The sequence below is a fragment of the Phyllobacterium zundukense genome, assembly GCF_002764115.1.
GTDB lineage: Bacteria > Pseudomonadota > Alphaproteobacteria > Rhizobiales > Rhizobiaceae > Phyllobacterium > Phyllobacterium zundukense.
Genome location: NZ_CP017940.1, coordinates 1,318,338 through 1,330,868, shown reverse-complemented (window position 1 = coordinate 1,330,868; position 12,531 = coordinate 1,318,338). Strand labels below are relative to the sequence as shown.

The following is a 12,531-nucleotide window of genomic DNA, read 5'->3' as shown; positions in this document are numbered from 1 at the left end:
ACGACCATGACGACCAAAGCTCTCAACCCGTTCACCGACATCGCCCCTGAGGTACAAAAGGCGCTGGACGCTGGCAGGCCGGTGGTTGCACTGGAAAGCACGATTATCACCCATGGCATGCCCTACCCCGACAACAGCCGCATGGCGGCTGATGTCGAGGCGATCATCATCGAGGAAGGCGCCGTTCCGGCAACCATTGCCATTGTCGATGGCCGCCTGAAAATCGGTTTGTCCGCCGAGGAGCGCGAGGCGCTGGCGCAGGTCAAGGGCGCCATGAAACTCTCCCGCGCCGATCTCGCCTTTGCACTTGCGGAAGGCCGCACCGGCGGCACGACAGTCGCGGCGACGATGCTTGCCGCGCACCTTGCCGGCATCAGGGTCTTTGCCACCGGCGGCATTGGCGGCGTGCACAAGGGGGCGGAACAGAGTTTCGACATTTCCGCCGATCTCGAAGAGCTTGGCCGCACGCCGGTCATCGTTGTCTCGGCCGGTGCCAAGGCGATTCTGGATATCGAGAAAACGCTGGAAGTGCTTGAAACAAAGGGCGTTCCGGTGGTCGTCCATGGCTCGGATACACTGCCCGCCTTCTGGTCGCGCCAGTCGCCAATCAAGGCGCCGCTGCGTCTCGATACGGCGAAAGCCATTGCGGAATTCCAGGCGGCGCGCGAGGCCATCGGTGTCGTCGGCGGCATGCTGATTGCCAACCCCATCCCCGAGGCAAGTGAAATCCCGGCGGGGATCATGAGCGGGTATATCAGCGAGGCGATTGCCCGCGCCAAGAAAAATGGCGTCACCGGCAAGGCCGTGACGCCCTATCTTCTTTCCGAAATACTCGACATCACCAAGGGAACCAGCCTCAAGGCGAACATTGCCCTCGTCGAGAACAATGCGCGCCTAGCAGCAAAGATCGCGGTCGCGTTGTCTACGCTTAAGTAAGCGGCGCGATCGAGAGCTCGACGCGGCGGTTCTGGGCGCGACCGGCCTCGGTGGCATTGGTCGCGACAGGCTGCGTCGGGCCATAGCCCTGAACGGCGAAGCGGCGGTTGTCGATGCCCTGCTGCGTCAGGTAGTTGGAAACCGACAGCGCGCGCCGTTCTGACAGGAGCTGGTTATGCTGCAGGCTGCCGGTGGAGTCCGTATGGCCGGCGACATCGACGGTGGTCTGGTCAAACTTGCGCAGGACGATGGCAACGGAATTCAGCGTCTCGAAGAACTGCGGCTTCACCTGGTCCTGATCGGTGTTGAAGGTGATGTTGGACGGCATGTTGAGGATGATCCGGTCGCCATTGCGCGTGACCGAAACGCCGGTGCCCTGCAGCTGCGCGCGCAGCTCCGATTCCTGACGATCCATGTAGTTGCCGATGGCGCCGCCGCTGAGCGCACCGATGCCAGCGCCGATCAGTGCATTGCGGCGATCATTGCCGCCCGCCAGCAGGCCCAGTCCGGCACCTGCCAGCGCGCCGAGCGCCACGCCGCCGGCGGTGTTCGACACCTTCTGCTGGCCGGTATAGGGATCGGTGGTCGTGCAGCCCGCAAGGAAGGAGGCTGCAAGGCAGCTGATGGCAAATTTCTTCATCATGGAATCAGGTCCCCGGTTGGATGTGGCCCGGAATATACAATCGATTCGGGCAAAAGAAGGGAGAAGAAAGGCGAAGATCGCAGGCTCAATCGAGATTCGTGTGGTTTGCACAAAGAAGCTGGAATCGCCCTTCGGCCTCATGCCATTTCGACCAGGTTAAAAAGTCCTGACCCTAGCCTGCTCCGCGATTTTCAAATAGCTTCACCCTCGTTGCGTTGATGGTCGGCTCGCTGCTTCTCGAGATGAGCATTAAACAGAAGTTGAAACAGACTACCGGGAGGAAACATCTGTGGCGTTGAATAGACGAGGTATTCTAGGCTTAGCGCTTGGTTCGGTGATCGCATCAGTATTGCCGGCTGCAGCACAAACATTCCCAGATCGTGCCATCACGCTTGTGGTGCCTTTTGCGGCCGGTGGCTCGACTGACCTGGTTGCCCGTCTGGTGGCAGCAAACATGTCGACCACTCTCGGGCAGCAAGTGATCGTGGAGAATGTCGGGGGTGCCGGCGGAAATCTCGGTGCCACGCAAGTCGCCAGGGCAGAGCCGGATGGTTACACGATCCTGATGGGTACAGTTGCAACCCATGCGCTCAATCCACTCATGCTGAAAACGAAGCCCTATGATCCGGTCACGGATTTTGCGCCGGTTTCGCTTTTGGTAATCGTTCCCAATGTCCTGGTTATCAACCCGCAATTGCCGGTTAACAGCGTAAAGGAACTGGTTCAGCTGCTCAAAGACAATCCGGACAAATATTCGTATGCGTCGTCCGGAAACGGCACTCCGCTGCACTTGTCCGGCGAACTTTTCAAAAGCATGGCCGGGGTCTCCATGGAACATATTCCCTACAAGGGTGCAGGCCCGGCTTTGAACGACCTTCTCGGCAACCAGATATCCATCATGTTTGACAACTTGCCATCCTCATCGGCCCATATAAAGGCCGGGTCACTGAAAGCCCTGGGCGTTACGACCAAGGAGCGGGCCCCTTCCTTTCCCGATATACCAACGGTCGCTGAGGCGGTGCCCGGTTATGAGACCTATACCTGGAACGCTTTATTTGCGCCCGCGGGAACCCCGCCCGAGGTTGTGGCTCGCCTCAATGAGGCTGCGAATGCTGCGCTAGCCAATCCTGCTGTCGTTTCACGCATGAAAGATTTCAGTGCAACGATCGTCGGTTCGACACCGGACGAACTGGCGTCACACGTAAAAGCAGAAGTCCAAAAATGGGAGCCCATCGTGAAAAGCACGGGCGTGACACTGGATTAATAAATGCAGAAAATCTTCGAGCGGACGCTTTGTCCGCTCGAAGGATATTCGCCTACATGACCACACGCGCCATGGCGAGAGCATCGGCAAAACGCCCCTCCCTGAAGGCGTAGGCCTTCAGCAGTCCTTCCGTCTCGAATCCGAACTTCTCATAAAGACGGATAGCTGGGGCATTGTCGGCGAAGACCGTCAGCTCGATACGCCTGATGTTCAGCCAATTGTCCGCCGCATCGATCAAGGCGCCAAGCAAAGCCTTGCCGATGCCCTGGCCGGTGAACTTGTCATGCACGCCAATGCCAAGATCTGCGGCGTGCAATCGCCGTCCTTCAAACCGCTGTAAACCGGCGACGCCGACAATCTGTCCGTCGATCTCGGCAACGATGCTCAGCGTGCCGGTACCATGACTCTCAAGCCATTGTCGCGTCTGTTCCAGACTTTGATAGGGCAAGCGCAAGGTCCCGGCGCGATAGAGCGGCAGGTTCGCCAGAGTGGTTATCTGTTCGAAATCGGTGACACGCGTGGACCGGATCGATAATCCGCCGGCTTCGGATGGTGATATAGATGGGTCAGGCATTTGGCTCTCCATTTATCGAGGAGAGCAGGAGCAAACCCTGCGCGCCTCAGTGGCAGGGTTTGGTGAAAGTCCGCGTCGACTTCAGCGCAACAGCTTCCCACCGTCCCTGTAAGGGAGGACAGAGCAAGCCATCATGGTGATCGAGCGAATGGTCATGGCGTTGATCATTCCTTATTCGCGCCAGGCTTTCAATGAGCTTTCAACACAGGGCTAAAGAATCTTCATGAGTGTTGCCAGAACACTGAATCCGACAGCCATCATCACACCGAGACGCAACGTCAGCGCCAGTGTTTGAGCTGTCAAAGCAGCCGACAGATCGGATTTGGTAACGAGCTCGGACATGATGAGATCCCTTGCAGCTCCGGCATGGGCTTCTGCGTGACCCTGGTCCACACCATTTTCACGCAAACGCTTTGCATATCTCTCACAATTGTTTCAACGATTTCAATTCGACTTTTGACTCATTTTCTCAACCCGGTTCAAAATATTTGAGCATCGCAGCAAGCGAAATTGTTTGCGCGCGCCGCGGCGATTAAACATGCTCCACGCCATTCCAAATATTGAAAGGCAAGCATCATGACCGACACTTCACATCCCGTCGCAATCATTACCGGCGGAGGTCGCGGCATGGGCGCTGCCATCGCCCGCGAATTGCATGCGCGCGGCTATCGTCTCGGCCTGATGTCGCCTTCGGGCAGCGCGGTGGAGCTTGCCGCCGAACTCGGCGGCGTCGGCATCAAGGGCTCCGCTGGCGAGGCGAATGATCTCGAAGCTTTGGTCGCCAAGACGGTCGAAGCCTATGGCCGCGTCGATGCCGTGGTCAACCACACCGGCCATCCGCCAAAAGGCGATCTCCTCGACATCACCGACGAGAAATGGGCAATTGGCAATGATCTGATGGTCTTGAGCGTGGTGCGCATGGCGCGGCTGGTGACCCCCTATATGCTCAAGCAGGGCAAGGGCGCGTGGGTGAACATCACAACCTTTGCCGCCTTCGAGCCGAGTCTGGTCTTCCCGGTTTCCTGTGCCTACCGCGCCGCCGTCGGCGCCTATACGAAGCTCTATTCGGACCGCTATGGCGCCGACAATATCCGCATGAACGCGCTTCTGCCGGGCTACATCGACAGTCTCGACCACAAGCCTGGAACAGCAGACAAGGTGCCCATGAAGCGCCTCGGCACGATGAATGAAATCGCCAAGACCGCGGCATTCCTGCTGTCAGACGACGCTGGTTATATCACCGGCCAAAACATTCGCATCGATGGCGGCGTCACCAGGCACGCCTAGGAAAGGCTGACCCCGAAAGTCTCGCGCAGCTGCCTCTGTCCGTTCGGGGTTACCGAAACAGCGCGAGTGCCTTCGATTCGCCTGATCCAGCCATTGTGGAAGCAATGGCTGCACAGTGCTGCGCCGATGGCGCCGGCAAGATGCGGGCGGCGCTCGCTCCAGTCGAGGCAGGGCCGGCACAGGACACGGCCGCGTCTGGCGGTGATCGCCTCGATATCAATGCCGGCGCGATCGAACAGCGCGAGGCCGCTATCGGTAATCTCGCCCGCATCGAGGCCGAGATCGAGATGACCAGCGTCAATAAGAGCATCGGTGATCGAAACGCCGAGATGCCCGGCCAGATGATCGTAGCAGGTGCGCCCTGCCCTGAGGGCTGCGTCGCGCGGTCCGGTCCGCACCGGCCTGGAGGTGATTTCGGGTGCTGCGAGCTGCATGATACTCTCGATCATCCGCGCCACGGCCGGAGACGCAAGCCGGTGGTAACGATGCCGGCCCTGCTTCTCTACCGCAAGCAAGCCCGCCTCGGTCATACGTGTAAGGTGACTACTGGCGGTTTGCGCGGTAACGCCGGCGAGCTGCGCCAGTTCCGATGCCGTCAGCGCCCTGCCATCCATCAGCCCGTTGAGCATGCTCGCACGGCCCGGATCGCCCGCCAGCGCCGCTATTTCCGCAAATCTCGCATTGTTCGACATGATACGTTCCGTGGTTGTTGTCTGGCCAGACTGCCCTCGCCGCAGCCAAGAATGCTTCGAAACTGGTCGAAGTATCAAGCTGCCATTGCCGGCTATACCAAGGTCAATCCAGACGCAAAGGAGCGACCAAAATGAGCATCACCTGTTTCATCCAATACGAGATCGACCCCTACCAGAAGGACGCATTCGAGGAATATGCCCGCAATTGGAACGAGGCGATCCCGCGCTGCGGCGCGGACCTCATCGGCTACTACGCACCGCACGAGGGCTCGGCCACACTGGCTTACGCTGCCTACAACATCGAAAGCCTCGCAGAATACGAGGCTTATCGGAGCCGCCTCATGTCCGATCCGATTGGCCGCGCCAATTATGAATTTGCCAAAGAGAAAAGGTTCATCCGGCGCGAGGATCGCACATTCCTGCGTCTCGTCACGGGAACGAAGGGAGGATTGATCAGATGATTGCAGTGATTTTTGAAGTGGAGCCCGCCGAGGGCCGTGGCAAGGATTATTTCGACAGGGCTGCAGATCTGCGTCCACTGCTGGAGACGATGGACGGTTTTATTTCCGTGGAGCGGTTCCGCAGCCTTGCCAACGAGAACCGCTACCTGTTCCTCTCCTTCTGGCGCGACGAGGCGTCAGTGGCGGCTTGGCGCCAGACCGAGGAACATCGTATGGCCCAGCGTGACGGTCGCGGTGGTATCTTTGCCGATTACCGGCTGAGGATTGCGTCCGTTGTGCGTGACTATGGGTTGCGAGCCCGTGATGAGGCTCCGCTTGACGCGCGGGTTTACCATCACGCCTGAATCCCGTGGTTGCGCTGGGCACATGCCGGTCCGGGACCACGCATATAGTGGCGTTCCGGCCGGTAGCTCGGCACAATGAACTCGCGGACGACGCGAAGCGTATCGCGCAGCTGGATAATCATGGTCATCATTCTGGTCTCTTGGTTCTGGCTTGCCGGGCAAAGCCGGTAGCGATCAATTAGCTAAAATTTAACTCATAAAGATGAACACCTCCTGAACGGCGTTGGTTAAAATCAGGTGAATTCATGAAAAATTAGCCTTAACCAGTTGGGTAAAAACGATTTTCTAAAATGGGAAAAGGACGCAATTTCGCCCTTTTCCATTGGATTTCAAGTCTGATTCAGCGCGAAATTGCAGCTATTGTGACGGTCACAGAATCACGCGTTGCCTATCAGAATGCCTGTTGCCAGGACCAGGCTGCCCCCAAGCACGACCTGTATGGCCGCCCGGAAGAACGGCGTCTCCATGAAACGATGCTGAATATAGGCGATGGCCCAGAGTTCCACGAAGACAACCAGAGCCGCGATTGTAGTCGCCGTCCAGAAATCTGGAATGAGATAGGGCAGCGCGTGACCGAGACCGCCGATCGCCGTCATCAGGCCGTTGGCAAGACCGCGCTTCAGTGGCGAGCCGCGCCCCGACAACTTGCCATCATCATGCGCAGCTTCGGTGAAGCCCATGGAAATGCCAGCGCCAAGCGACGCGGACAGACCGACGAGAAAGGTCTGCCATGTGTCCTGGGTGGCAAAGGCAGCGGCAAAGATTGGCGCGAGGGTCGACACCGAACCATCCATCAGGCCGGCAAGACCGGGCTGGATGTAAGTCAGGATGAATTGCCGGCGCTCGGTCTGCTTCTCGTCCCGCTGCACCGCGTCCGGCGTATGCTCGATGCCGAGGCGATGCGCCAGCGATTCATGGGCCTTTTCGGCGATAGCAAGATCACCAAGCAGTTTGCGCGTCGAGGCGTCACGCACAAGTTTCAACGCCTCCGTATAGAAGCGGTAGGCCTGCTCCTCCATCTTCTCCGCCATTTCCCGCACCTTGTCGATGCCGAGCGGGCGAACCAGCCAGTCTGGCTTGCGCTCAAGGTAGCCCTTCACGTGCTCGCGGCGAATGAGCGGTATCTGGCTGCCAAAACGCTGCTGATGCAGATCGATCAATGATTGGCGATGGCTGTTTTCTTCCTCTGCCATATCCTCAAACACCTTGGCACTTTGCGGGAAATCGTCGCGCAATCCATCCGCATAGGCGAGATAGATCCGCGCATCGTCCTCCTCCGACGAAATGGCGAGTGCCAGGATTTGCTGTTCCGATAGCGACGGAAGGTCGTGGCGGCGGTGACCGAAAAAGCGGCTGAGCATGACATCGTTCCAAGTTAGAATGATTCTAAACTATAGAGTCGAAGGACGCGATTCAAGCCCCAATCCCCCGCTTTTGACCCCATGGACAGAAAGGAGGCGCAGGAGTATCGTCCGCCTCCGCCGACCCTCATTAACAGAGTTTCATCATGACACTTGCCGGTTTTGTCGCCTATTCGGGTGCACTCGCCATTGCCGCCGCCATTCCAGGACCGGGTGTAACCGCCCTCGTCGCACGGGCGCTCGGCTCCGGCTTCCGCTCCTCGCTCTTCATGTCGCTCGGGCTGATCATGGGAGACCTCACCTATCTGACTGCGGTCGTGCTCGGGCTTGCCATGGTCGCGCAGACATTCGGCACGGTTTTCCTCGTCATCAAGTGGGCGGGCGTTGCCTATCTGGCCTATCTCGCCTGGGGCTTCTGGACGTCCGGCATTTCGGCAGAAAAGATCGAGGCAAAGAAAAGTAGCGGCAGTGGCTTCTCCGCCGTTCTTGCTGGCCTGGCCGTGACGCTTGGCAACCCGAAGACCATGCTCTTCTATATCGCGCTGACGCCGACTCTGGTGGACTTGCACACGATCACCCTCGCCGATTATTCGATCCTGGCCGCGCTGACGGTCCTGGTCCTCCTCGTTGTGCTGGTGCCCTATCTGGCCCTGGCAGCAAAGGCGCGCGGGCTGCTCGCCTCGCCGCGGGCACTCAAGCGGCTGAACCGTACCGCCGCAGCCTTCATGGCGGGCGCGGCCTTGGCCATCGCCGGGCGCTCTTCTTGATCCGGAATATTATTCTAACAGCAGGCCTATATTAGTAGGCCTTTCCAACTGAAACATGGTTTGCGCACGGCTTCGACTATGAATTTTCGGATGCGCCCCATAAGATCGGTTCACGACGCAATCCAGCATTGGGAGAATATTGATGAGCAACGATAACGCGCGCAAACCCGGCCGTGGCCGCATTTACAATTCCATTGTGGACACGATCGGCGATACGCCCATTATCCGTCTCGACAAACTGGCCAAGGAAAAGGGCGTCGGCGCCAATCTGCTGGCCAAGCTCGAATTCTTCAATCCCATCTCCAGCGTCAAGGATCGTATCGGCGTTGCGCTCATCGAAGCGCTCGAGGCCCAGGGCAAGGCGACGCCGGGCAAGACCACCCTTGTCGAACCGACCTCCGGCAATACCGGCATCGCGCTGGCTTTCGCCGCAGCAGCCAAGGGCTACCGTTTGATCCTCACCATGCCGGAAACCATGTCGGTAGAGCGTCGCAAGATGCTGAAGCTGCTCGGTGCGGAACTCGTCCTGACCGAAGGCGCCAAGGGCATGAAGGGCGCCATCGCCAAGGCCAATGAGCTCGTCGAGACAACGCCCGATGCGATCATCCCCGGCCAGTTCGACAATCCGGCCAACCCGGAAATCCACCGCAGGACCACAGCCGAGGAAATCTGGAACGATACGGACGGCAAGGTCGACATCTTCGTTGCCGGTATCGGTACGGGCGGTACGATCACCGGCGTCGGCCAGGTGCTGAAGCAGCGCAAGCCCGACGTGCAGGTCATTGCGGTTGAGCCGAAGGATTCGCCGGTCCTCTCAGGCGGGAATCCCGGCCCGCACAAGATCCAGGGCATCGGCGCCGGCTTTGCGCCCGCAGTTCTCGACACACATATCTACGATGAAGTCATCCAGGTTTCGAACGAGGATTCCTTCGCCAATGCGCGTCTCGTGGCGCGGCTTGAAGGCGTGCCGGTCGGCATTTCCTCCGGTGCGGCGTTGACCGCTGCCATAGAGGTTGGCAGGCGTCCGGAAAACAAGGGCAAGAACCTTGTGGTTGTCATCCCCTCCTTCGCCGAGCGTTATCTGTCGACGGTGCTGTTTGAAGGGCTGGAATAGCCTCTATCGCAGAGCGATGACATGTTCCCTTGGTGAGTGCAATCAGCGTCTTGTGCGTGGTTCGACAAGCTCACCATGAGGAACGTGGAGAGGTTTCAGGGAGCCAGGAACGGCAACGCTCACGGGAATGATTGCAAATCACCATTCTCCCTCATGGTGAGCTTGTCGAACCACGCACCGCCGATCTACAAAACCTACTCGCTCTCGAGCATTTCCTTGACTGCCGTTGCAAGCTGCTTCAGCGAGAACGGCTTCGGCAGGAAGCCGAATTTGGCATCTTCCGGCAGGTTGCGCGCAAAGGCATCTTCCGCATAGCCCGAAACGAAGATGAACTTGATATCCCCGTATTCCTTGCGCAGTTCGCGCAGAAGCGTCGGCCCGTCCATTTCGGGCATCACCACGTCGGAGACGACGATATCGACCTTGCCGCCGAGTTCCTTCATCACTTCCAGCGCCTCGACGCCGCTCGACGCCTCGTGCACCGTGTAGCCGCGTGATTGCAGTGCCCGCAGACCACCCATGCGAACGGCATCCTCGTCCTCGACCAGGAGCACGGTTGCAGAACCGGAGAGATCAGTGGCTTTTTCCGTCTTCTTCTCCTTCCTCGGCACTTCGGTCACGATGACTTCGCCATCGGCGTTCAGCATCGGGGATTGCTTTTCCTCCACATGCCGCGGCAGGAAGATACGGAATGTCGTACCCTTGCCAAGTTCTGACTCGGCGTGGATCGATCCGCCCGTCTGCTTGATGATACCATAAACCATCGACAAGCCGAGACCCGTTCCCTTGCCCACTTCCTTGGTCGTGAAGAATGGCTCGAAGATTTTCGCGATCACTTCCGGTGTCATGCCGGTGCCGGTGTCCGCAACCTCGACCAGAACGTAATCGCCCGGAACGAGATCGCGGTAGTTGAGTTCGGCGCTCTCGGCCTCATTCATGTTGCGCGTGCGGAGGATCAGATCCCCACCCTCTGGCATCGCATCGCGTGCATTGACGGTAAGATTGACCACGACCTGCTCGAACTGGCCGAGATCGGCGCGTACCGGCCACAGATCGCGGCCATGCTCGATCTTGAGGTTGACCTGGGTGCCGGCAAGGCGCGTCAGCAGCATGCGCACATCGGCAATCACGTCGGTCAGATTGAGCACTTCCGGCCGCAGGGTCTGGCGGCGCGAGAATGCCAGCAGCTGCCGCACCAGCGAGGCGGCGCGATTGGCATTCTGCTTGATGTTCATGATGTCGGCGAAGGATGGGTCCGACGCACGATGATTGGTCAAAAGCAGGTCCGACGACATGATGATCGCGGTCAGGACGTTGTTGAAGTCGTGTGCGATACCGCCTGCAAGCTGCCCTACCGCCTGCATTTTCTGGCTTTGGGCCATCGTGGCTTCGAGCGCCTTCTGTTCCGTTGTCTCGACCACGGAAACGATGGCCGCTTCCTCGGCGCCATCTTCCGAGCCCGCATCGAAGACCGGGCTGATATAGAAGCGAAGATGCCGGTCCTCATTGCCCGGGATAACCGTATCGACGGGAGAAATCTCCGCCTGGCCGGCAAAGGCTGCCGCAAGCGCCCGGTCAAAGGCCTCGCGATCGCGTTCATGCACGACGGTTTCGAGCGGGATGCGCCTGTCGATGTCATCGCGGTCAACAACGGGCGAGAACAGGCCGAGGAACCTGGCATTGGTGCGCAGGATCTTGCCGGTTGCGTCGACAGCGGCAATCGCCATGGATGCCGAATTGAAGAAGCGCGTGAACCGTACTTCGGCGGCGCGCAAGGCTGCAGACGTATCCTCACCCTCGGCGCGGTTGAGGACGATGGTGCGGGTGGGTCCACGCCTGCCATCACGCTGCGCCTGAACGCGGTGATAGAAGCGCACAGCGAGGCTCTGACCATTGGATTTCGCCAGATCAAGATCGATGACCGTATTGCGGCTGGTACCCGGTTCCGTCTTGACGGCGTTGATCAGTGCCATGCCATTGCCGGCCACGATCTCACGAACCATCATCGAGCCCGGGGTAAACCGGGTCAGGTCAACGCCGAGCCACTCTGCCAGAGTGGCATTGATATAGATGATGCGCCCATCGGGATCGGCTGAGAAGAAGCCGGCCGGTGCATGATCGAGATGGTCGATGGCTTCCTGGATGTCCTGGAAATAGCGTTCCTGTTCGGCACGCTCGGCAGAAATATCGGCGATCTGCCAAGCATAGACCGGCGCGGTCTGGTCGGGGATACCGGCAACCGGGCGGGCCTTCACCCGGTACCAGGTCGGCACGGGCTCGCGGGATGGATCCAGCGGGCGCGACAGGCGCAACTCTTCCTGGCCGGAAACGCCGTCGCGCACCGCATTGGCAAGGCGGTAAATGGGATCGGAGGCGGAAGCTTCACCGGAAAGAATGTGCTCGATTGCCCGCACATCATTGGAATTGGTCACGCCGGTGAGTTCGGCATAGGCCCGGTTGGCGTAGACGATGCGGCCTTTCTGATCGGAGACGACCGTGCCTTCCGGCAATGTATCGACGAAGGCGCGGGTCAGTTCGTCACTCGTACCGCGCGGCGTGAACTGAATGACGTTGATCGCCGAGCCGAACAGGTAGAACACGCCGGTCATGGCAAGCGTGCCGAGAAGGCCAAGCAGGAACTGCTGGCCCAACTGGTCGCGATAGATGAAATAGAGGACGGAAACACCGACCAGCAGCACGCCGAGAATGACCAGCCGCAAGCCGGCCCTGTTCGATTTCGTGTTGGCAATAATCGGTTCTGGATAAAGATCGCTATTCGTTTCTTGAGACATGCGTCTCAAACCCCTTTTCTTCAACATCGCGGCCGTATGCAACAGGCCGATGCTTATTCCCGAATCGTTTGGATCATATCTTTGACGCCGTATAAACCCCATCCTTTATCTGGCGTGGGTTATTCCACCATTCCGTTCGACAATTGCTCAATATTGGACGCTGCCCGCTTATCTCGTTGAGCATTCCGTCATCAGGGTTGCGGCTAACATTCGCTCGCACTAGTGTCACGCAAAGTAATGCTCCGAAGCCCGTGTCGGGGAACAAGTTTCGGGTCCGGAGATCGCAAATAAGGAGT

General features: G+C 58.9%; 14 protein-coding genes. 7 read left to right on the top strand and 7 right to left on the bottom strand.

Going from position 1 to position 12,531, the window contains the following annotated elements:
* The first annotated feature begins 6 nt into the window (after positions 1–6).
* The gene (locus BLM14_RS06490; protein WP_099998630.1) at positions 7–936 is read left to right on the top strand and encodes a pseudouridine-5'-phosphate glycosidase; all 930 of its coding nucleotides are present in this window, start codon (positions 7–9) and stop codon (positions 934–936) included.
* Here BLM14_RS06490 and BLM14_RS06485 read toward each other — a convergent pair.
* On the bottom strand, positions 929–1,579 hold the full coding sequence (locus BLM14_RS06485) for a YiaD family glycine zipper/OmpA-like lipoprotein (RefSeq protein ID WP_100001066.1): 651 nt from the start codon (positions 1,577–1,579) through the stop codon (positions 929–931). The two genes, BLM14_RS06490 and BLM14_RS06485, sit on opposite strands and share 8 nt — an antisense overlap.
* A 295-nt stretch (positions 1,580–1,874) precedes the next feature.
* Here BLM14_RS06485 and BLM14_RS06480 point away from each other — a divergent pair, with 295 nt between their 5' ends.
* A complete protein-coding gene (locus tag BLM14_RS06480) occupies positions 1,875–2,843 on the top strand; it encodes a Bug family tripartite tricarboxylate transporter substrate binding protein (protein WP_418314223.1) in 969 nt (322 codons plus the stop codon).
* Between the two features lie 52 nt (positions 2,844–2,895).
* On the opposite strand, the gene BLM14_RS06475 is transcribed toward BLM14_RS06480, so the two are convergent.
* Positions 2,896–3,417 carry a GNAT family N-acetyltransferase gene (locus tag BLM14_RS06475; protein WP_099998628.1) on the bottom strand — a complete coding sequence of 174 codons (522 nt, stop codon included), beginning with the start codon at positions 3,415–3,417 and terminating at the stop codon, positions 2,896–2,898.
* A 210-nt stretch (positions 3,418–3,627) separates the two neighbouring features.
* Positions 3,628–3,759 carry a hypothetical protein gene (locus BLM14_RS32420; RefSeq protein WP_257791434.1) on the bottom strand — a complete coding sequence of 44 codons (132 nt, stop codon included), beginning with the start codon at positions 3,757–3,759 and terminating at the stop codon, positions 3,628–3,630.
* A gap of 234 nt (positions 3,760–3,993) precedes the next feature.
* Between BLM14_RS32420 and BLM14_RS06465 the strand changes: the two genes are divergently transcribed.
* Complete coding sequence (locus BLM14_RS06465) at positions 3,994–4,704, top strand: SDR family oxidoreductase (protein WP_099998626.1); 711 nt, start codon at positions 3,994–3,996, stop codon at positions 4,702–4,704.
* On the opposite strand, the gene BLM14_RS06460 is transcribed toward BLM14_RS06465, so the two are convergent.
* Positions 4,701–5,396, bottom strand: coding sequence for an ArsR/SmtB family transcription factor (locus BLM14_RS06460; protein WP_099998625.1), 696 nt, complete (start codon positions 5,394–5,396; stop codon positions 4,701–4,703). The two genes, BLM14_RS06465 and BLM14_RS06460, sit on opposite strands and share 4 nt — an antisense overlap.
* A 131-nt stretch (positions 5,397–5,527) precedes the next feature.
* Between BLM14_RS06460 and BLM14_RS06455 the strand changes: the two genes are divergently transcribed.
* Positions 5,528–5,857, top strand: coding sequence for an NIPSNAP family protein (locus BLM14_RS06455; protein WP_099998624.1), 330 nt, complete (start codon positions 5,528–5,530; stop codon positions 5,855–5,857).
* On the top strand, positions 5,854–6,201 hold the full coding sequence (locus BLM14_RS06450; protein WP_099998623.1) for an antibiotic biosynthesis monooxygenase family protein: 348 nt from the start codon (positions 5,854–5,856) through the stop codon (positions 6,199–6,201). The genes BLM14_RS06455 and BLM14_RS06450 overlap by 4 nt, the downstream gene beginning before the upstream one ends.
* Here BLM14_RS06450 and BLM14_RS30905 read toward each other — a convergent pair.
* Together BLM14_RS30905 and mbfA are read right to left on the bottom strand one after the other, a co-directional pair.
* On the bottom strand, positions 6,192–6,332 hold the full coding sequence (locus BLM14_RS30905; protein ID WP_157929485.1) for a hypothetical protein: 141 nt from the start codon (positions 6,330–6,332) through the stop codon (positions 6,192–6,194). The two genes, BLM14_RS06450 and BLM14_RS30905, sit on opposite strands and share 10 nt — an antisense overlap.
* A gap of 246 nt (positions 6,333–6,578) precedes the next feature.
* The gene (gene mbfA / locus BLM14_RS06445) at positions 6,579–7,562 is read right to left on the bottom strand and encodes an iron exporter MbfA (RefSeq protein ID WP_099998622.1); all 984 of its coding nucleotides are present in this window, start codon (positions 7,560–7,562) and stop codon (positions 6,579–6,581) included.
* Positions 7,563–7,708: 146 nt separating this feature from the next.
* Here mbfA and BLM14_RS06440 point away from each other — a divergent pair, with 146 nt between their 5' ends.
* Both BLM14_RS06440 and cysK read left to right on the top strand, forming a co-directional pair.
* Positions 7,709–8,329, top strand: coding sequence for a LysE family translocator (locus BLM14_RS06440; RefSeq protein WP_099998621.1), 621 nt, complete (start codon positions 7,709–7,711; stop codon positions 8,327–8,329).
* Between the two features lie 142 nt (positions 8,330–8,471).
* Positions 8,472–9,443: a cysteine synthase A gene (cysK, locus tag BLM14_RS06435; protein WP_099998620.1), complete on the top strand. Its 972-nt coding sequence runs from the start codon at positions 8,472–8,474 to the stop codon at positions 9,441–9,443.
* Positions 9,444–9,637: 194 nt separating this feature from the next.
* Here cysK and cckA read toward each other — a convergent pair whose 3' ends face one another.
* Positions 9,638–12,235 carry a cell cycle histidine kinase CckA gene (cckA, locus tag BLM14_RS06430; protein WP_099998619.1) on the bottom strand — a complete coding sequence of 866 codons (2,598 nt, stop codon included), beginning with the start codon at positions 12,233–12,235 and terminating at the stop codon, positions 9,638–9,640.
* Positions 12,236–12,531: the final 296 nt, after the last annotated feature.